The organism is Streptococcus sp. ELY_90 (assembly GCF_058314475.1).
Map to the genome: position 1 here is coordinate 35,506 of NZ_JBZFUJ010000005.1, position 21,052 is coordinate 56,557.

Below are 21,052 nucleotides of genomic sequence, written 5' to 3' on the forward strand. Positions count from 1 at the left end.
CCTTTCAATAACTTTTTTACTATTATATCAAAAGCAGCCGACTTTCGACAGACACAAGGCAACTCTTTGATAAGACATAAAAAAAGCAGGAGCATCTGCATGACTGCACAGTGCATGCCTACTCCCAAGCTTTTTTATTGTGTAACGCTTGCCATCAAGCAATTAAGCTAATTGTCGGCATCGTTGTATTTTCTAGGAACTCGATCACTGATCAAACAGAGCACCTCGTAATTAATGGTTCCTTTTTTGTCAGCAACATCAGTCGCTGAAATCGCCTGACTGCCATCTTGACCAATCAGCGTGACCTTTGTACCTAAAGGATAGGCTTTAGGCAGACGTACCGTAATTTGGTCCATAGACACACGTCCGACAATTTCACAATACTCGCCATCTATCAGAACGTTAAAACCTTGAAGGTCTCTTGTCCAGCCATCAGCATAACCGATAGGCACTGTACCAATCACTTCATTTTGATGAGCCGTATAGGTGGCGCCATAACCGATAGTGTCTCCGGCATTGACCTCTTTTACTTGAACCAAAAGCGATGTCAATTCCAGCGCAGGTTTGAGCGGATAGGGCAGCTCAAGTGCTTGACCGCTCGGATTTAAACCGTACATCACAATGCCTAAGCGAACAGCGTTCATAACTGTATCGCTGTGCCAAATACTGGTGGCTGAATTAGACGCATGGACAATTGGCGGTTTGCTGTCTAAGCGCTCAACAATTTCTTCAAATTTTTTCAGCTGCTGCTTAAACTTAATATCGGAAGCTTCATCAGCTGTTGCAAAATGCGTAAAAATACCTTCAGCTAACGCCCCTTCTTCCTGCAAGCCCGCTATCAGCTGATTCGCTTCCGCAAGGCTTCTGACACCGATTCTGCCCATGCCGGAGTCCACCTTAATGTGCACCGACAGGCTCTTTAAATCAATTTTTTTCGCTCTTGCTTCATGCAGCCACTCCAGATCAGCCACCGTAACAGTAATGCCTTCTTGTTTGGCTAAAGCCGCTTCATCAGGCAAAATAACGCCTAAAATCAGAATAAAGTCTTTCAAACCGGCCTGACGCAGCTCCAAAGCTTCATCTAAATTGGATACACAAAAGCCATCCACCTGATTTTGAACAGCTTTAGCCACCTGCACAGCACCATGGCCGTAAGCATTGGCCTTGACAACCGCAAAGGTTTTAATATCTTTGTTTATGTGGCTTTGTACCTGTTTAATATTAAAGGCAATATTGTCTAAGTTAATATGAGCAGTCGTCGGACGATGATAGCTGGCAATCATGATTCTCCCTCCAAAATGACACTGGCCTCAACGAAGTTCCCGGAATGAGAGATGCTGATCAAAATATTTCCCGAAAAAGGCGCCTTGGTAAAGACCGGCGCTCCCTTTTCATTAGCCAGAATTTCCAAATCCTGAAAGCGCAAGGTCCCAATGCCGCTGCCATAAGCTTTTGAAAAAGCTTCTTTAGCAGCCCAGCGCCCGGCTAAGTATTCCATTCGGCGTTTCCCGGCAAGCTTCAAAAATACTTCTAATTCTTTAGCCGTCAGCACCTTGTCAGCAAAGCGGCTGTTTTTGTTATAGGCCTGCTTGACAGCACCTATATCTTGCAAATCAATTCCGTGTCCTATTATCATAGTATCTTTCTAAAAGAGACCAAGACACGGTCTCAATCTCTTGTCTTTATCCAGTTTAACATGCGCCAGGATAAGCTTTAGCAGCTTTCCAATCCTTTGGATATGCCTTAGCACAAGCTTTGCCTGACGCTCTGCTCCTTATTTACCTTTTAGCGTATCATAAATTTCATGAACCAGCTGTTCAGTATTGTCCCAGCCCAGACACGGATCGGTGATAGATTTCCCGAAGACCTCCGGTTCGTCCTGGCGGCCGTCTTCCAAATAAGATTCGATCATAAAGCCGCGAACGTATTTATTGATTTTATCATTCCAATCACGGTTGACCAAACTGTGCCGAACGATTCTGACCTGTTCCAAATAATTTTTTCCTGAATTATCGTGATTGGTATCAATAACGATGAAAGGATTAGCCAGCCCCATGTCCTCATATTTTTGGATAAGCTTTAAAAGAATATCGTAGTAATAATTCGGCTCATATTCACCATGTTCATTGCTGCCTCCGCGCAAGATGACATGAGCCAAGGGATTACCGTCAGTTTCCACTTCAGCACTATTGTAAATAAAGTTTTGTGAATGCTGAGCTGCATGGATGGCATTCAGCATCACCTGAAGATTGCCTGAGGTTGGATTTTTCATACCGACAGGAGCGTCAATTCCCGAAGCTACAAAACGGTGTTCCTGATCTTCAACCGAACGGGCACCGATAGCATGGTAGGAAACCAAATCATCAACCAAGATAAGGTTGGAAGGGTAGAGCATCTCATCTGCTGTCGTCAGCCCTGTCTCAGTAATGACACGGTAGTGCAGATTGCGGACTGCATGAATCCCGTTGATAAGATCGGGCAGCTTAGAACTGTTCGGCTGATGGATAAGTCCCTTGTAGCCGTCACCGTTAGTCCGGGGTTTCGCTGTGTAAACACGCATGACAATAAAGATACGGTCTTTAACCGCTTCCTGCAGCTTAGCCAAGCGATGAGCATACTCCAGCACTGCTTCTTCATTGTCTGACGAACATGGACCGATAACCAAAAGAATACGGTCATCTTCTCCCTTGATAATCTTAGCCAGTTCAGCATCACGCGCCTGCTTTCTGGCTAAATCCTGATCTTTCAGCTGTGTATCTGCTTTAATTTTAGAAATATCTATGGTTGTACTTTTTTGATGAATGCCCATTTTATTTTCCTAAGGTATCGTAAATTTCGTGAACCAACTGTTCGGTATTGTCCCAGCCCAAACATGGGTCAGTAATGGATTTTCCGAAAACTTCCGGCTCGTTTTGACGGCCGTCTTCCAAGTAAGACTCGATCATAAAGCCGCGAACATATTTATTGATCTTTTCATTCCAATCACGGTTGATCAGGGTCTGGCGAACAATTCTGACTTGTTCCAAATACTGTTTTCCTGAATTGTCATGGTTGGTATCAATAACGATGAAGGGATTTTCAAGACCCATTTTTTCATATTGGTCAATGGTGTCTAAAAGGTTGTCGTAGTAGTAGTTTGGAATATTTTTGCCGTACTCATTGACACCGCCGCGCAAAATAGCATGAGCTAAAGGATTGCCGCTGGTTTCAACTTCTTCGCCATTGAAAAGGAAAGACTGCTTGTTTTGAGCCGCATAAATACCATTAAACATGATAGTCAGATTGCCGGAAGTTGGATTTTTCATTCCTGTCGGAACACTAATCCCCGAAGCAACAAAACGGTGCTGCTGATCCTCAACTGAACGGGCACCGACAGCTATGTAAGATACCAAATCTTCGATCAATGGCAGATTTTCCGGATAAAGCATCTCATCTGCTGTTGTCATTCCCGTTTCGGTGATGACACGGTAGTGCAGATTGCGGACTGCATGAATCCCGTTAATCAAGCTTGGTGCTTCTCCTGTATCAGGCTGATGGACCATTCCTTTGTAGCCGTCGCCATTAGTCCTAGGTTTTGCCGTATAGACACGCATGACCATAAAGACACGGTCTTTGACTTCTTCCTGCAGTTTGGCCAAACGCTTAGCATATTCAAGAACAGCTTCTTCGTTATCTGATGAACAAGGACCGATAACTAAAAGCAGGCGGTCATCTTCCCCCTTAATGATTGCTTCCAGCTCACGGTCGCGAGCTTCTTTTTGAGCCAAAGACGCACCCGTCAGTTTCGACAGGCTGCGGACTTCTTCAACATTAATTTTATCACTGGTAGCTTTAAAAGACATCTTCTTATCCTCACTAATGTTTACAATTGTTTGCGGCCGTGACAATTTTTAAACTTCTTGCCTGAACCGCACGGACATTTATCGTTGCGGCCAACTCCCTTGAAAATAGGATCTTGCTGAGCCGCTGGTTTAGCTGTTCCGGACTGAGCGGAAATATTTTGTTGGGCTGTTGTCCTGCTTTTAGCTTCTTTTTCACGCTCTTGCTCATGAATTTGCGCTTTCATCATTGTACGCGTCACGTCAAATTCAATGGCACCAATCATATCCTGAAACATTCTAAAGCCTTCTGACTGGTATTCAACGATAGGGTTATTTTGTGCATAGCCGCGCAGGCCAACCGAGCTCCTAAGCTGATCCAAAGCATCAATATGGTCTGTCCATTTATTGTCAACAACCATAAGGATGAGCACCTTTTGGAATTCCCGAACAGACTCTTCATCACGTAATTTTGCAATCTGACGGTCGTAATTTTTAAGAGCTGCATCATAGAGCAGATCCTTAATATCATCGTACTTCAGATCTTCTATATCGTGTAAGCTGATTGAATCTTCCGGCAGCAGATTTGTTTTGGCAAAGTTAAGAATAGCATCAAGGCTTTCCTTACGATCCAAGCGGCTGTGAGATTCTACCGTACGCTCAATTGTCCGTTTAATCATGGCCTTAATTTCCGGAGCAAGATCCCGCTCAGCGGTAATGACATCATAGCGTTCAGCATAGATAATCTCACGCTGCTCGCGCATGACATCATCGTATTGAAGGACTTGTTTACGCGTGTCATAGTTGTTTCCTTCAACCCGCTTTTGAGCAGATTCAACCTGATTAGTCAGCATACGTGATTTAATGACAACATCGTTGTCTTCCTTGATAAAGCGATCGAGAATAGCTTTAACACGTTCAGAACCGAAACGGCGCATCAATTCATCTTCAAGTGAAAGGTAAAATTGTGACTCACCCGGATCTCCCTGACGCCCTGAACGTCCGCGCAGCTGATTGTCAATCCGGCGGCTTTCGTGGCGTTCTGTACCGATAACACAAAGACCTCCGAGCTCGCGCACACCTTCACCAAGCTTAATATCTGTCCCGCGCCCGGCCATATTGGTTGCAATGGTAACTGCGCCGCGCTGACCGGCATTCATGATAATCTGAGCTTCTTTAAAGTGATTTTTAGCATTAAGAACTTCGTGAGGTATACCTGCCTGAACCAGCATTTTTGAGATGAGGTCTGAGGTTTCAACCGCAACAGTACCGACCAAGACCGGCTGTCCCTTCTCATGGCGGGCTTTCACATCATCAATAACTGCCTTAAATTTAGACTCAAGTGTCGGATAGAGCAAGTCGTGATGATCGATACGAGCTACCGGACGGTTCGTCGGAATCGGAATGACACGCATGTTGTAGATTTCGCGAAATTCTTCTTCTTCTGTCTTGGCAGTACCTGTCATACCTGCCAGCTTTTTGTACATCCGAAACATGTTTTGGTAAGTGATGGAAGCACTGGTCTTTGATTCATCCTGAATAGACACACCTTCTTTAGCCTCAATCGCCTGATGAAGTCCGTCAGAAAAGCGGCGCCCTTCCATTGTACGCCCTGTAAATTGGTCAACAATCAGAATTTCCTGGTCCTCACTGACCACATAGTCAATATCAAGCAGCATGATGTAGTTAGCACGCAGGGCATTGTCAATGTAGTGAGTCAGAGCAACATTTTCAATATCATAGAGATTGTCTAAATGGAAATAAGCTTCTGCTTTATCAATGCCGGAATCCTTAAGGCCAATTGTTTTCGTCGGTGCATCAATCGCATAGTCATCTTCTGTCAGTGTCTTTACAAAACTGTCTGCACGGTAATAGAGCTGGTTAGTCTCTGTACTGACAGGCCCTGAAACAATAAGCGGTGTTCTCGCTTCGTCAATCAAAACGGAGTCAACCTCATCCACCAGAGCAAAATTGAGCGGCCGCTGTACCATATTTTCCTTGCGGACAACCATATTATCACGCAGATAATCAAAACCGATCTCAGCATTGGTTGAGTATGTAATGTCACAGCTGTAAGCTTCACGTTTTTCAGACGATGATTTAGCTGCCAGATTAATGCCGACAGACAGACCCAGCCATGAATAAAGCTCTCCCATTTCAGTAGCGTCACGCGTTGCCAAATATTCATTGACCGTGACAACATGGACACCTTCACCGGCAATGGCGTTGAGGTAAACCGGCATGGTTGCGGTCAGGGTTTTTCCTTCCCCTGTCTTCATTTCAGGAACATCCCCATGGTGAAGAACCACCCCGCCCATAATTTGAACGCGGTAAGGATAGAGGCCTAAAACACGTTTTGAAGCCTCGCGAACAACAGCAAAAGCCTCAGGAAGCAGGTCATCTAAGGATTCACCGTTTTGATAGCGCTGTTTAAATTCTTCTGTTTTAGCTTGGAGCTCTTCATCTGCAAGAGCCTCCATTTCATCAGCATAACTTTCAACTTTTTTTGCTATTTTTGCTAATTTTCTTACTTCGCCTTTATCATTCTCAATGATAGTGCGTAGAATATTTGCCATCTTGATTCCTTTCGATAGTGTTATCGCTCTATTTTATCATAAATACAGCTCATGTTCAAGAATTCCTGTGCCTTCTCAAAACCTCACAAGAAGCTGAAAGGCAGGACGCTGCTGTCCCCAAAACCAGCTGTTTAATATAGCAAAAAATCTCAGTGTCATTAAAATTTTGCAATTACAGAAGGAAGTGCATTTTCAAAACATGAAAATGCACTTCTTTCGTATTTTTAAATTTCTGAACCTGACTGCACAGCCAAATACTCACTTTCGATCCAACAGTCTTATCTTTAGTGTTCATTGGGATGGCTGGCAATAATGGTCAGATTTCCTGCTAATTCCCAGGCTTTGACATCGCTTGGCAGTATGAAATGATCTCCCTTTTTAAGAGGATAGTTTTCACCGTCAACTGTGATACTGCCTTCTCCGTCCAATACACTGAGCAAAAGGTAGGGAGCTGTCTGTCTCATCTTAACAGAACTTTTTATCACCCATTTATACACAGCAAAAAAGGAACTCGAAACCAAGAGAGTGGATTCTATGTTTTCCAGAGCCAGACTGACGGGAGTTGAGTTAGCTGGGGCACCGATTGTTAAAACATCAATAGATGCCTCAATATGAAGCTCCCGTTTTTGTCCTTTGTCGTCCTTTCGGTCAAAATCATAAACACGATAAGTAGTATCACTGGACTGCTGGGTTTCCAAGATCATAATTCCCTTGCCAATCGCATGCATGGTACCGCTCGGAACATAAAAGAAGTCCCCAGCTTTAACCGGAATGCGCCTTAAAAGCTGATCCCAGTTTTTTGACGCTATCAAATCCCGCAGTTCTGCTTTGGACTGAGCATTGTGGCCATAAATGATTTCAGCACCTTCATCAGCAGAGATAACATACCAGCACTCAGTTTTTCCCAGCTCTCCTTCATGCTCCAAAGCATATTTGTCATCCGGATGAACCTGAACACTCAGCCAATCATCAGCATCCAAAATCTTAGTCAAAAGCGGAAACACAGGGCTCTTACTGTGGCCAAACAGCTCTCTGTGCTCTGCATAAAGTTTATCCAGTGCAACTCCCTTATACAGGCCGTTTTTGACAAGAGAAACCCCGTTGGGATGGGCCGAAATCGCCCAATATTCACCGGTTGTCCTACTAGGAATATCATAACCAAATTCCGTTTTCAAACGGCTGCCGCCCCAGATTTTCTCATGCATCTGCGATTGTAAAAATAAAGGTTCTGCCATTGTATTTTCTCCTGTCATTTTTTCTCATTATATCACCATTTAACCAAAAGAAAAAGACGCAGAATGAACTTGCTGATTTAAATACCTAAGTTCTCACTGCGTCATAAAAGTTATTGAATTAGCAAAACTGTCTGTATAGCTGCTTTGCCTTTTGTAAATATTTTAGCGCTCTGTAATTCTTTTCGCCAGAGCAAAGTTGCCCAATGTCGCAGAACCATTTTCAGCGACTGCCGGTGTGACGATGTAGGCTTTGACATCAGGCACAGGAAGGTAGTCATTAAGCAAGGATGTGAATTTTTCACGGACCCGGCGCAGCATATGTTCCTGAGCCATGACACCACCGCCAAAAACGATAACCTGCGGCCGGTAAAGCATGGTCGCCTGAATAGCAGCCTGAGCAATATAGTAAGCTTGAATATCCCAAACATCTGAATTTTGCTCAATCAGCTCGCCGCGAATACCGGTTCTGGCTTCAAGGCTGGGACCTGCAGCCAGACCTTCCAGACAGCCCTTATGAAAAGGACAGACACCGTAAAAATCGTTGGCTGCATCATTCGGATGAAGAGCCATGTAAGTATGTCCTGCTTCTGTGTGTCCGACACCGCCGATGAATTCACCGTTTTGGATAGCTCCCGCTCCGATACCGGTACCGATTGTGTAGTAGACCAAGCTTTTCACTTTAGGGCGGGCAATGGTTTCCCCATAGGCAGAAGAATTAACATCCGTTGTAAAGTAAAAGGGAATCTTAAAATCTTTGGACATCAAGCCGACTAAATCAACATTAGCCCAATTAGGCTTAGGGGTTGACGTAATATAACCGTAAGTTTCTGAATTTGGATCAATGTCAATAGGTCCAAAAGAACCAATTGCTGCACTGGCCAAATCCGCTTCGAATCTTTTGAAAAAGTCAACCGTCTTTTCAATCGTTTCATAAGGAGTGGTTGTTGGAAACTGAACCTTTTCAACAATCTGAAAATTTTCATCGCCAACTGCACAGACAAATTTTGTTCCGCCAGCTTCCACGCTGCCATATAATTTAGACATAGTAAACCTCGAATCTCTTTTTATTTCAATAGTCAATAGCCGGTAGCTGCCCTCACTTGCAAGAGCAAAGCTCTATGGGAAACTACTTTTCATTATACCATAAATAAAGCGTCTGTTAAGAAAGAATCCTGCTTTTAATGCTGCATAATAAAACTAAAAAGCTGAGGCCAGTATACATCTACCAACCTCAGCAAAATCTCTTATTTTTTAACTTCTAGCAAGTCGCTGCCTGCTTCTACCGTTCCTGAAGCAACAGGTGAAACTGAAGCATAATCTGCCGTGTTAGTAATGATAACCATTGTGGTATCATCAAGACCGGCCTGTGCAATCTTAGCACTGTCAAATGTTCCCAGAACATCGCCTTTTTTAACTTTTTGATCAGCTTTTACTTTTTGTTCAAAGCCGTCGCCGTTCATAGAAACTGTATCAATACCGATATGAATCAGAATTTCTGCTCCTTTATCAGTCTTAATACCATAGGCATGGCCAGTGTCAAATGCGATTTGAATTGTACCGTCAGCCGGTGCATAAACAGTGTTTCCGCTAGGTTTAACCGCAACGCCTTTACCCATTGCTTCACTGGAGAAGACCGGATCATTTACGGATTTAAGATCTACAACTTCACCTGCAAGAGGAGCGCCAAGAACATCATCAGTCACTTCAACAGGAGCTGCTGGAGTTTCTTCTGCTTCCTTTGGAGTGTCATTGGCTGATTCTTCTTGTGTTTCTTCATCTTCATAACCAAAGAAGTAAGTCAAGGCAAAACCAACTGCTGTCGTTACCAATACCATGATAATATACTTAAGAACCTGTCCATTGAGGTAAAGGAGTGTTCCCGGAATGATTGTTATACCAAAACCTGTTCCTGCAAGGTTAAATAATGAAGCCAGCCAGCCGCCGAAGGCACCTGCGACAAGTCCCAAGATAAATGGTTTTCCGAAACGTAAGTTAACACCAAAGATTGCCGGTTCAGTAATACCCAGACCTGCAGATAAAGCTGCCGGGAAAGCAAGAGCTTTTAATTTAGCTGATTTGGTTTTTACACCGACGGCAAGTGTTGCACCTGCCTGTGCAGTCATAGCTGCAGTGATAATCGCGTTGAACGGATCTTTGCCGTCTGCTGCAATTAATTGTGATTCAAGTAAGTTGAAGATGTGGTGAACACCAGTCACAACGACCAATTGGTGAAGTCCTCCAAGTACCAAACCTGACAAACCAAGCGGTAAATTCAAAAGGAACTTCGTAGCAGCAAGAACGTAATCTTCAACTGAGTGGAAGATAGGGCCGATGACAAAAAGGGCAAGAGCAGACATGACTGTAAATGTCACAAACGGCACTACCAATAAGTCAAGGACATCCGGAACCTTTTTGTGCAGCCATTTTTCAAATTTAGCACCCAGCAGACCAACGAAGAAAGCCGGCAATACTGAGTTTTGATAGCCAACTACCGGAATAAAGCCGAAGTACATGATTGGTTTTGCAGCATTAGAGGCAACATCCCAGGCATTTGGCAAAGCTGAGTTGACCATCATTAAACCGAGTACCAAACCAATAACCGGGTTCCCGCCAAACACACGAAAGGCAGACCATGAAATCAGAGCAGGGAAGAAGGCAAAGGCCGTATCAGTCAAGACTACCGTATAAGTGTAGAAATTCGATGCTGAAAATGCTTTTGAGGTGGTGCCGAACAATCCTAAGATGGTGTCGTTATTGATGGCACCGCGGACACCCATGAAAAGACCTGTGGCAACAATAGCCGGCAAAAGCGGTACGAAGACATCACCAAAGGTCCGAATAGCACGCTGGAAGGCGTTTCCTTCCTTAGCGGCCTCAGCTTTTTGTTCTCCTGTTGAAGAAGTAGGCAAGCCAAGTGCTACCACTTCATCGTAAATCTTGTTAACAGTGCCTGTTCCGAAGATGATTTGGTATTGACCTGAGTTAAAGAAAGCACCTTGAACTTTTTCAATGCTCTCAGCCTTTTTTTTGTCAATTTTATCCTCATCAACAACCATTACACGAAGTCTGGTAGCACAGTGAGCAACGCTGCGTACATTGTCACGCCCTCCCAGAGCTTCAATGACTTCTTTTGCAATTTGTGTATTATCCATTTGCAAAAAACTCCTTTGATAATTTGTTATGTTTTTGAAAGCGTTTTTTTACTTTCCACGCTTTATATTTTATCATTTTTTCACAATATGTCAATCGTTTTACATAAAAAAGTCACTTTTTGCGTTAAAATATTGATTTTTAAGAAGAAAACGTCTAGTATATAATATAGAATTATACGATGGAGGCACTATGTCATTAACAACCGAACAAAAGTACAAACCCTATGATAAATGGACAAAAGAAGAGGTTCAAAAAATCAAAGAAAATGCTGCACGTTCTCCTTGGCATACAGTATTTCATGTTGAACCGGCCTACGGCCTTCTCAATGACCCCAACGGCTTCTCCTATTTCAAGGGAAAATGGCAGCTGTTTTACCAGTATTTCCCTTTTGGTGCTGCTCACGGTCTTAAGTCCTGGGTACAGACAGAGTCAACCGACCTAATCCACTTCAAAGAAACAGGAACGATTTTATATCCTGACACTTCTCTGGACAGCCACGGCATGTATTCGGGTTCTGCCATGCAGTTCGGTGACAAACTGTTCATCTTTTATACAGGCAATGTCCGCGATGAAAACTGGGTACGCCACACCTATCAAAACGGCGGTTTGCTGGACAGCAGCGGTAATTTAGAAAAAGTCCCTCAAACACTGATTGCTAAGCCGGACGATGTTACCGAACATTTCCGCGATCCGCAGATTTTCTTCTACAAAGGTGACTACTACGCCATCATCGGTGCTCAAAGCCTTGATAAAAAAGGGTTTATCAAACTTTATAAGGCTCAAAACAACAGCTATAAAGAATGGCATTTCGTAGGAGATTTGGACTTTGACAATGATGCCACTTCTTACATGATTGAATGCCCCAATCTGGTTTTTGTAGATGACCAGCCGGTTCTTCTTTACTGTCCCCAGGGGCTTGATAAAAAGGTCATTCATTACGACAATATTTATCCCAATATGTATAAAATAGGTCAAACGTTTGACACAGAAAAAGCAGCTCTGGTCAATCCTTCTGAGATTCATAATTTAGATTATGGCTTCGAAGTCTATGCAACTCAGGCTTTTAACGATCCTAACGGCAGAGCCTTGTCTATCAGCTGGATTGGGCTTCCCGATGTAGAATATCCGACCGATAAATATGATTATCAAGGAGCTATGAGCCTGGTCAAAGAACTGACAGTCAAAGACGGCAAACTCTACCAGTATCCTGTCGATGCTGTTACTTCCCTTCGTCAGGAAGAAAAAACCTTTGCCAATATGAGCTCAACCAACAATACCTATGAGCTGGAGCTGACTTTTGATAAGGACAGCCGCAGTGAAATTATCTTATTTGCTGATCAAGACAGCAAAGGTTTATCAGTAGTTGTCGATACCCAAAAGGGAGAAATTCTGATTGACCGTTCTCAAGCAGGAGAACAGTATGCTCTTAAATACGGTACCACCCGTTCTTGTGCGATTGACAACGAAATTACAACTGCAGCTATTTTCATCGACAAATCAATTTTTGAAATTTTCATCAATAAGGGAGAAAAAGTATTTACAGGCCGTGTTTTTCCGCGTGAAGACCAGACAGGCATTGCTATCAAACAAGGGCATCCAGCCGGTAAGTACTTTGAATTAGACTATTAGCTTATGGTTACAAAATTAACAGATGTTGCAGAATTAGCGGGTGTCAGTCCTACTACTGTTTCCCGCGTGATTAATAAAAAGGGCTATCTTTCAAAAAAAACCATTCAAAAAGTCAACGAGGCCATGCGTGAACTTGGCTATAAACCCAACAATCTCGCCAGAAGCCTGCAGGGAAAATCCTCTAAGCTGGTCGGTCTGATTTTCCCCAATATCAGCCATATCTTTTATGCCGAATTGATTGAACATTTGGAACGTGAGCTGTTTGACAAGGGCTACAAAACCATTATCTGCAACAGCGAACACGATTCTGACAAGGAACGTGAATACCTGGAAATGCTGGAAGCCAATCAGGTAGACGGCATTATCTCTGGCAGCCATAATTTAGGAATTCCTGATTATGACCGTGTTACCGCCCCTATTATTTCCTTTGACCGCAACCTATCCCCTAAGATTCCCGTTGTTTCATCCGATAATTTTCAAGGCGGCGTTCTGGCTGCCCAAAGCTTGAAGGAAGCCGGCTGCAAGCGAATTGTCATGATTACCGGTAATGATGACAGCTGCTCACCGACGGCACTGCGCCGCACAGGCTTCAGTTCTGTCTTACCCAAATCTTATTTCATCAACGTTTCCAGCGATTATTCTCCTGTCCGCAAGGAAATGGAAATTAAAAATATTCTTGATCGTTACCAGCCCGATGGTATTTTTACCTCTGATGATCTGACAGCTATGCTGGTTATGAAAGTGGCCAATGAATCACAGATTAAGATTCCTGAGGATTTAAAATTAATCGGCTATGACGGTACTGCCTTTATTGAAAATTACCTGCCCCAGTTGACGACCATTAAACAGCCTATTCGTGATATTGCCCAGCTGACTGTTGAGCTGCTGTTAAAAAAAATCGCCGGACAAACGCTAAGTGATAAAGAGCATAAACTCCCCATCACCTTAATATCTGGCAGAAGTATTTAAAAACTCGCCCAATATTCCTGTTTTGGAATAAGCTCTTGACGCAGTGGTTGGCTGGCTTTCCTTTTGCCACAAGGCCAAAGCGGAAAACCTAGCCAACTGTGCGGGGGTGGGAAGACGAACTCTTTTGTCATTTGTTGAGTTCTTTCCCACTCCCTTTTCTAAACAATAAAATCATCTGACACTGCCTGTTTTAGCAGCCAGCCTTTAAGCTCAAGATGAGAATCCGCAGCATAATATCTTTCTTGCTTTGTCGGATAAAGGTGAGAGGTAAAGGTTGCCTGTCCGTCATTGATAAACAGTTCAACAGAGCTTTTATCAATATAGACAGCAAGCTTCGTCAGATCATCTTCCATGGGCATCGTCAAGCATTCTCCAAGCTCTGCATTGAAATGCTGATCCATCTGACTGCGGTCAATTGTACAAAGCTTTGTTTTGCTGTCATAAGAAATGCGAAAACCGCCGCTGCCGTCCTCCCTGGTAAAAAGTTTCATCTCAAAATCCTGTCCTTGAGGATTTTGAATGTCCAATTCACAAACCCTCGGCAGCTCCTTATTTAAAATCAATGGCTGTTTACGCAGTGAAGTGACAGCTGCTACAGGACGCTGAATCAAACGGTTATTAACCAAACACAGCTCACGCGGCAGAGTCAGACTGCCTTCCCAGTCTTCTGCTTCGGTCGGATAGTGGTTATCCGGCAGTCCCATCCAAGCCGTTAAAACAGCTTTGTCAGGCTCTTTTACACCAGCTGCAAACTGCGCTGCATAGAAATCAAAACCGTAATCCAGATGGCGGTAGTCTCCTTCTGCGGTAAATGTTAAATTTTTATAATCCATTTTCCCAATCAAATAGATATTATGGTTGGTATTTTGGTTACGGTTCGGCAAGGTAGTATACTGAGGCGAAAAAACCAAAACGTCCTTGCCGGAAATGTGTTCAATTGACGGACATTCCCACATGCCGCCCAAGTTTTCAAATCCCGGAACCTGCAGTTCACCGGCAAAAGTCCATCCTTCCAGAAGAGAATCTGACCTGTAAATTAAAACCTTGCCCTTAAGGTCCTTGGATTGGGCACCCAGAAGAATGTAATATTTTTGCGTTTCTTCATCATAAACGACCTTTGGGTCACGCTGATGCTCTGTATAATGCTCATGAGGTCCAAACAGCGGCTCGGAAGCTTTAATCAGCTCACCGGAATCTTCTAGCTTAGCAACACAGGTATAAGGTGTCCGCACCCAATTGTCATCACGATGGTTGCCTGTATAAAAAAGATAGAGATCCTCCCCTGTTGAAAAACCTGAGCCTGAATGCACCCCTTTATTATCGTAAAAAGAATCCGGATAAATGCCGACACCGCGGTTTTCCCAATGAACCAAATCCTTTGATACCGCATGATACCAGTATTTTAAGCCATGTACAGCACCCCAGGGACACCACTGGTAAAAAAGATGCCAGATGCCCTTATGATAAACAAAACCGTTGGGATCGCTTGACAGACCCGTAATCGGCTGTACATGATAGGTTTGCCTGTAATCCGATTTTGCGATGGTTTCATAAAGTCCGCGAATGTCATCAGCATCCTGCAGTACACGGTAGCGCTCCTCCCGCGTCCATTCTTTCATTTTCTTCTCCTTTGATTCAAACAGATACTTTCATTATATCGTATGCGCTTTCATTTTTCAAACCATTCTTTGCATATAAAAAGCCCGGCTGCTTTTTGCGCTTTAATGAGTAGCAAAAATTTCAGCCCGGACTTTATTTTTTCTCAGCAATAAACTGGCTTAAAACACCGTTGATAAACTTGCTGGATTTTTCGTCGGAATATTTCTTTGAAATTTCAATAATTTCATTGAGAGCAACACGCTCAGGTGTTTCCTCATAATATTTAATTTCATATAAACCTAGCCGCAGCAGGTTTTTATCAACCAGGGTCAGGCGGGAAAGCGTCCAGCCTGATTTAAGATGCTGGGAAATACTTTTATCCAGCTCTTCTTTGCAGTCAGATACTCCCTGAACCAAGGCCAGTAAGAACACAGGAACATCCGTTTCTTCTTCCTCAGCCTTATCATAGGTATAGGCAAATTCAGCCGCTTTAAGGCTGTCGCCGCCGAATTCCAAAGAAAAGAGTGCCTGAAAGGCACGTTCACGCAGATCACGTCTCGAATCACTAAACACACTAGCCATCAAGGAAATCCTCATCAAACAGGGTTTTCATATCAGGTTTTGGTGTTTTTTCAGGAACAATACCAACAACATGGACATTAACTGCTGAAAGACTGACTTCTGCCATATCATAAACAGCTGCCTTGACTGCCTGCTGAATCTCGATAGAAACTGCCGGTACATTGACGCCGTACTGCAGATAGACATAAATATCAGCGTTAACGGTTCCGTCCTCTTCTGTCTGAAGATAAACACCCCGTCCATGAGCAACCTTGCTGAGACTGTCAGCGACTTTTTTATTATGAAGCGAGTGGACACCTTCCACCTTGGTTGTAGCGATGCCTGTAATCACTTCAAGCACACGCGGAGAAATGACAATTTCTCCTATCATTTCATTTGCCATCATGCGATCCTTTCTAATAAAGTCTACAAATCCGGCTTTGTTTAAGCACGAGAAACGTAAGTACCTTCTGCTGTATTAATAATCAGTTTTTGACCGACTTCAATAAAGTCCGGCACATTAACAACAAGACCTGTCTCAAGCGTTGCAGGTTTCCCTGAACCTGTTACAGTTGCTCCCTTGATAGACGGCTGGGTATCAGTAACTGTCAGTTCAACAGTTGTCGGGATAGTAACTCCGATAACTTCTGTACCGTAGAATTGAATTTTAACTTCTGAATTTTCTAAAATGAATTTCAATTCTTCTGCTACATTAGCAACCGGAATTTCATACTGCTCATAGTTTTCTGTATCCATGAAATAAGCCGTATCATCCATTTGATAAAGGTATTGAGCAGGACGTGTTTCGATGATGGCCTGTTCAAATTTTTCTTCCGGACGGTAAGTTGTATCAAAGGTTGAACCCGTACGGACATCACGCAGTTTCATGCGCATAACGGTGTTGCCTTTACCTGGTTTATGGTGGCTGGCTTCAAGCACTTTAATCAATTTACCATCATTGGTCTCAAAAGTCATGCCAGCCTTGAGCTTACTTGCTTCAATCATGTTTTCTATACCTCTTTATAAAATATTATCATCTCATTTTACCATAATGTCCCGGCATTCTCAAATGTTTTCTGAGCTGCTCTCTTCCTGCTGACCCAGATGAATTTCCGGTACATCGTGCTGAAAATAAGGAACATTTTTGGCCTCTAAAAGCTCAATCGCAAAAGGGTGAGGACGATAGGCAGTCTTATAGGTAATCTTGCTTATTCCTGCCTGCAGGAGCGCTTTAGTGCAGTTGATACAAGGAAAATGCGTGACATAAATTTCAGTATTGTTGGTCGAAATGCCCTCTTTAGCACACTGAATGAGCGCATTCATCTCAGCGTGAACCGTTCGGATACAGTGGCCGTCTTCCATTTGGTGGCCGACTTCATCACAGTTATCAGTGTCAGACACACCGCCATTGTAGCCTGTGGCAATGATGCGCTTGTTTTTTACCAGCACAGCTCCGACATAAGCGCGGTTGCAGGTTGAACGCTTAGAAATCAGCTCTGCATTTGCCATAAAATAATCTTGCCAGGATAGGCGTTTTTTATCAGTCATATCTCTTTTCTCCTATAAAACAATTAATTCTTTCGGAGCCTGAGTCAGAACTTCGCAGCCATTTTCTGTAATCAGAAGATCATCTTCAATTCTCGCGCCGTATTTGTTTTCAAGATAGATGCCGGGCTCATCGGTCAGAATCATGCCCGCCTGAATAGCCTCATCAGATTTCCCGAAATAAGGAATCTCGTGAATATCCAGACCGATTCCATGACCGATACCATGCGTAAAATACGCTCCGTATCCGGCAGAATCAATCACTTCACGCGCAATGCGATCATAAGCACGGTAAGTCACTCCGGCCTTAGCAGCAGCAATAAGAGCCTGATTGCTTGTCAACACGATATCATAGATTTCCCGCTCCTGATCGCTGACCTGTCCGATATGAATGGTCCGAGTCATGTCAGACACATAGTGATGGTAGTAGCAGCCAAAATCAAGGGTCAGCGTCTCTCCCTTTTGAATAACTTTATCGGAAGCTACTCCGTGGGGCATGGCAGAGCGATGGCCGGATGCCGCAATCGTTTCAAAAGATACACTGCTTGCACCATATTTTCTCATGCGAAAATCTAAGAAATTAGCTACATCCAGCTCAGTTGTTTGACCCGGTTTGATAAAATCAAGCACATCTAAGAATGCTTTATCAGAAATGGCACAGGCGCACCGAACAGCTTTAATTTCATCAGCATCTTTAATCATACGCAGTTCTTCAACAAAATCAGTCATAGGATGCAGATGATAACCGGCAAAAATTTCTTCCAGCTGCTGATAAAAACTGTAAGTCACCTGACTGTCAAAGCCGATTGTTCTTAGGCCGTCTGCCTTGATGATGTCAGCAATGCTGCTCAGAGCTGAGCGCGTCTCAACAATATCAAAGCCTGAAACGGATTGTTTGGCCATCAGCGTATAACGGGAATCGGTTAGTAAAATTCTGCGTTTAGGACTGATAAAAACAGTCGCTTCAGTTCCCCAAAAACCGGTCAAATAGTAAATATTATTCTGCCCGGTCACCAAGACAGCATCTGCCGGCGATTGAGAGAGTTTTTCCTCAAATCTCAGCAGCCTCTTATTCATTTAATTTTCCTTTCAAATATTGACCTGTAAAGCTGGCAGGAATGCCGGCCACTTCTTCCGGTGTGCCGGTCGCAATAACCTGACCGCCGCCGACTCCGCCTTCAGGACCAAGGTCAATAATATGATCTGCAGTCTTAATAACATCCAAATTATGCTCAATGACAAGAACCGTATTGCCATCATCAACAAAACGCTCTAAAACCTTCAGAAGTCTGGCAATGTCATCGGTATGAAGACCGGTAGTCGGCTCATCCAAAATGTAAAAGCTCTTGCCGGTGGAGCGTTTGTGGAGTTCGCTGGCCAGTTTCATCCGCTGCGCTTCACCGCCTGACAGGGTTGTTGCCGGCTGCCCGAGAGTCACATAGCCGAGGCCGACATCCTTGATCGTCTGAATCTTACGGGCAATCTTAGGAATGGGAGCAAAGAATTCTGCGGCATCGTTGACCGTCATATCCAGCACCTGTGCAATATTTTTTTCTTTATAATGAACTTCCAAAGTCTCACTGTTATAACGCGTTCCATGGCAGACCTCACAAGGCACATAGACATCCGGCAAAAAGTGCATTTCAATCTTGATGATGCCATCACCCGAGCAGGCTTCACAGCGTCCGCCTTTGACGTTGAAAGAGAAGCGCCCCTTTTTATAGCCCCGTATTTTAGCCTCATTGGTTTGAGCAAACAAATCCCTGATATCATCAAACACACCGGTATAAGTTGCCGGATTTGACCGCGGTGTGCGTCCGATAGGACTTTGGTCAATATCAATCAAACGATCAATATGCTCAATGCCAGAAATGGACTTGTATTTCCCAGGCTTTTCAGAATTGCGGTTAAGCTTTTGCGCAATAGCCTTCTTTAAAATACTGTTGACAAGGGTTGACTTTCCGGATCCTGAAACACCTGTTACAGCAATGAATTTTCCTAAAGGAAACTTAACATTGATATTTTGCAGATTATTTTCTGCAGCTCCCTTCACTTCAATAAAACGTCCGTTTCCTCTGCGGCGCTCAAGCGGCACAGGAATCTTCTTTTTGCCGGACAGGTATTGTCCGGTAATAGACTTTTTATTTTTTGCAACCTGTTTAGGGGTACCGGAAGCTACAATTTCTCCGCCTGCAGCGCCGGCCCCCGGTCCTACGTCAACCAGCCAGTCAGCTGACATCATGGTATCTTCATCATGTTCCACCACAATTAAGGTATTGCCCAGATCGCGCATTTTCTTAAGGCTTGAAATCAGGCGGTCATTGTCTCTTTGGTGGAGACCAATCGAAGGCTCATCCAAGATATAAAGAACACCGCTCAAATTAGAACCAATTTGGGTTGCCAAACGGATTCGCTGGCTTTCACCGCCGGAAAGTGTTCCGGCCGACCGCGAAAGCGTCAGGTAATTGAGCCCGACATTGTTGAGAAAAGTCAGGCGATCTTTAATCTCCTTGACAATCGGCGTGGCAATGGTTTTCTCGTTATCTGACAGCTCTAAGTGCGTCAGTAAATTCAGATGATCGGCAATGGATAAATCAGACACCTGACCGATATTCAGTCCGTCTTCACCGCCCACACGCACGCAGAGCGCCTGATCATTGAGGCGGTAGCCGTGACAGGTTGCGCAGGGCAGCTCATTCATATAGCCGCGCATGACATTGCGGGTAAAGTCGCTGTTGGTTTCGTGATAGCGGCGGCTGATATTGCTGACAATGCCTTCAAAAGGAATATCAATATCTCTGACACCGCCGAATTCATTTTCATAGTGAAAATGGAATTCTCGGCCGTCAGAGCCATATAAAATCAGATTTTTAGCTTCATCCGACAGCTCTTTGAAAGGAACATCCATATCAATGCCAAAAGCTGTCATGGCCTGCTCAAGCATCTCTGGATAATAATTGGACGAGATAGGATTCCAAGGGGCAAGCGCTCCTTCTCTCAGCGTTTTGGACTCATCCGGAATAACCAAATCCAAGTCCACTTCCAATTTGATACCCAGACCATCACAGGTCGGGCAGGAACCAAAGGGAGCATTGAAAGAAAAGAGGCGCGGTTCCAGCTCAGGTACCGTAAAGCCGCAGACAGGACAGGAATAATGTTCCGAAAAGATTAATTCATTGCCATCCATCGTATCAATAATAACATAGCCGTCACCCAAGCGCAGAGCTGCTTCGATCGAATCAAACAGCCGGCCGCGAATGCCCTCTTTTTGTACTAAGCGGTCAACAACCACTTCAATATTGTGCATCTTGCTTTTGGAGAGTTCAGGTACTTCTGCCACATCAACAATATCACCGTCAACCCGCACGCGGACATAGCCATCTTTTTGAATACGCTCAAAAATAGACTTGTGCTGTCCCTTTTTTCGGCGGACAATAGGAGCTAAAATCTGCATGCGCGTCCGCTCAGGCAGAGTCAAAACCTGATCCACAATCTGCTCCACAGATGAAGCTGTAATCGCACCGTGCCCGTTTTTGCAGTAAGGCACACCGACCCGTGCATATAACAGCCGCAGGTAGTCGTTGATTTCTGTGACTGTCCCCACAGTTGAGCGCGGGTTTTTGCTGGTTGTTTTCTGGTCTATGGAAATGGCAGGGCTGAGACCGTCAATAGAATCCACATCGGGTTTATCCATATTTCCCAAAAACTGTCTGGCATAAGCTGACAGACTCTCAACATAACGGCGCTGACCTTCCGCATAAATGGTATCAAATGCAAGGCTTGACTTTCCTGATCCCGACAGACCTGTCATGACAATCAGCTTATCGCGCGGAATCTCCACGTCAATATTTTTCAAATTATGAGCACGCGCTCCGTGAATAATTAATTTATCCTGCATAATAATTGAGCCTTCTCTCTAGTATTATCTTCTTATTATATCAAATATTTAAGAATCAGTTGCCCCAAA

The 21,052-nt window shown here is 43.9% G+C and carries 16 protein-coding genes and 2 pseudogenes; 2 read left to right on the top strand and 16 right to left on the bottom strand.

Translation table 11 applies throughout. The annotated features are described in order from the left end of the window. Positions 1–167: 167 nt before the first annotated feature. From alr to AC4HAF_RS04340, 9 genes and pseudogenes are all read right to left on the bottom strand, one after another. Entirely contained in the window at positions 168–1,283 is a 1,116-nt protein-coding gene (alr, locus tag AC4HAF_RS04300; RefSeq protein ID WP_491096816.1) for an alanine racemase, read from the bottom strand. Further along, the gene (gene acpS, locus AC4HAF_RS04305) at positions 1,280–1,636 is read right to left on the bottom strand and encodes a holo-ACP synthase (RefSeq protein ID WP_491096817.1); all 357 of its coding nucleotides are present in this window, start codon (positions 1,634–1,636) and stop codon (positions 1,280–1,282) included. The genes alr and acpS overlap by 4 nt, the downstream gene beginning before the upstream one ends. Before the next feature lie 138 nt (positions 1,637–1,774). Beyond that, positions 1,775–2,809, bottom strand: a complete 1,035-nt coding sequence (locus tag AC4HAF_RS04310) for a 3-deoxy-7-phosphoheptulonate synthase (RefSeq protein ID WP_491092053.1) — start codon at positions 2,807–2,809, stop codon at positions 1,775–1,777. 1 nt (position 2,810) lies between these two features. Next, positions 2,811–3,842 carry a 3-deoxy-7-phosphoheptulonate synthase gene (locus tag AC4HAF_RS04315; protein ID WP_491092052.1) on the bottom strand — a complete coding sequence of 344 codons (1,032 nt, stop codon included), beginning with the start codon at positions 3,840–3,842 and terminating at the stop codon, positions 2,811–2,813. Positions 3,843–3,862: 20 nt separating this feature from the next. Next, positions 3,863–6,394, bottom strand: coding sequence for a preprotein translocase subunit SecA (gene secA / locus AC4HAF_RS04320; RefSeq protein WP_491096818.1), 2,532 nt, complete (start codon positions 6,392–6,394; stop codon positions 3,863–3,865). 284 nt (positions 6,395–6,678) lie between these two features. Then, on the bottom strand, positions 6,679–7,629 hold the full coding sequence (gene manA, locus AC4HAF_RS04325) for a mannose-6-phosphate isomerase, class I (RefSeq protein ID WP_491096819.1): 951 nt from the start codon (positions 7,627–7,629) through the stop codon (positions 6,679–6,681). A 162-nt stretch (positions 7,630–7,791) separates the two neighbouring features. Beyond that, on the bottom strand, positions 7,792–8,673 hold the full coding sequence (gene scrK / locus AC4HAF_RS04330; RefSeq protein ID WP_491096820.1) for a fructokinase ScrK: 882 nt from the start codon (positions 8,671–8,673) through the stop codon (positions 7,792–7,794). A 200-nt stretch (positions 8,674–8,873) separates the two neighbouring features. Next, positions 8,874–9,308: pseudogene (locus AC4HAF_RS04335) on the bottom strand (PTS sugar transporter subunit IIA); the annotation flags it as partial. A 90-nt stretch (positions 9,309–9,398) separates the two neighbouring features. Next, positions 9,399–10,781: pseudogene (locus AC4HAF_RS04340) on the bottom strand (sucrose-specific PTS transporter subunit IIBC); the annotation flags it as partial. 190 nt (positions 10,782–10,971) lie between these two features. Here AC4HAF_RS04340 and AC4HAF_RS04345 point away from each other — a divergent pair. Both AC4HAF_RS04345 and AC4HAF_RS04350 read left to right on the top strand, forming a co-directional pair. After that, on the top strand, positions 10,972–12,411 hold the full coding sequence (locus tag AC4HAF_RS04345) for a sucrose-6-phosphate hydrolase (RefSeq protein ID WP_491096821.1): 1,440 nt from the start codon (positions 10,972–10,974) through the stop codon (positions 12,409–12,411). A 3-nt stretch (positions 12,412–12,414) separates the two neighbouring features. Continuing rightward, the gene (locus AC4HAF_RS04350; protein ID WP_491096822.1) at positions 12,415–13,380 is read left to right on the top strand and encodes a LacI family DNA-binding transcriptional regulator; all 966 of its coding nucleotides are present in this window, start codon (positions 12,415–12,417) and stop codon (positions 13,378–13,380) included. A gap of 158 nt (positions 13,381–13,538) precedes the next feature. Here the strand turns inward: AC4HAF_RS04350 and AC4HAF_RS04355 are convergent, their stop codons facing one another. From AC4HAF_RS04355 to uvrA, 7 genes are all read right to left on the bottom strand, one after another. Next, entirely contained in the window at positions 13,539–14,999 is a 1,461-nt protein-coding gene (locus tag AC4HAF_RS04355; RefSeq protein WP_491096823.1) for a glycoside hydrolase family 32 protein, read from the bottom strand. A gap of 133 nt (positions 15,000–15,132) precedes the next feature. After that, a complete protein-coding gene (nusB, locus tag AC4HAF_RS04360) occupies positions 15,133–15,561 on the bottom strand; it encodes a transcription antitermination factor NusB (RefSeq protein ID WP_491096824.1) in 429 nt (142 codons plus the stop codon). Beyond that, a complete protein-coding gene (locus AC4HAF_RS04365) occupies positions 15,554–15,943 on the bottom strand; it encodes an Asp23/Gls24 family envelope stress response protein (RefSeq protein ID WP_003090909.1) in 390 nt (129 codons plus the stop codon). The genes nusB and AC4HAF_RS04365 overlap by 8 nt, the downstream gene beginning before the upstream one ends. Positions 15,944–15,984: 41 nt before the next feature. Further along, a complete protein-coding gene (gene efp, locus AC4HAF_RS04370) occupies positions 15,985–16,545 on the bottom strand; it encodes an elongation factor P (RefSeq protein WP_027975356.1) in 561 nt (186 codons plus the stop codon). Between the two features lie 60 nt (positions 16,546–16,605). Further along, positions 16,606–17,088: a deoxycytidylate deaminase gene (locus AC4HAF_RS04375; RefSeq protein ID WP_027975355.1), complete on the bottom strand. Its 483-nt coding sequence runs from the start codon at positions 17,086–17,088 to the stop codon at positions 16,606–16,608. Positions 17,089–17,100: 12 nt separating this feature from the next. Continuing rightward, positions 17,101–18,162, bottom strand: coding sequence for a M24 family metallopeptidase (locus AC4HAF_RS04380; RefSeq protein ID WP_491096825.1), 1,062 nt, complete (start codon positions 18,160–18,162; stop codon positions 17,101–17,103). Further along, positions 18,155–20,983: an excinuclease ABC subunit UvrA gene (uvrA, locus tag AC4HAF_RS04385; RefSeq protein ID WP_491096826.1), complete on the bottom strand. Its 2,829-nt coding sequence runs from the start codon at positions 20,981–20,983 to the stop codon at positions 18,155–18,157. The genes AC4HAF_RS04380 and uvrA overlap by 8 nt, the downstream gene beginning before the upstream one ends. Between the last annotated feature and the right edge of the window lie 69 nt (positions 20,984–21,052).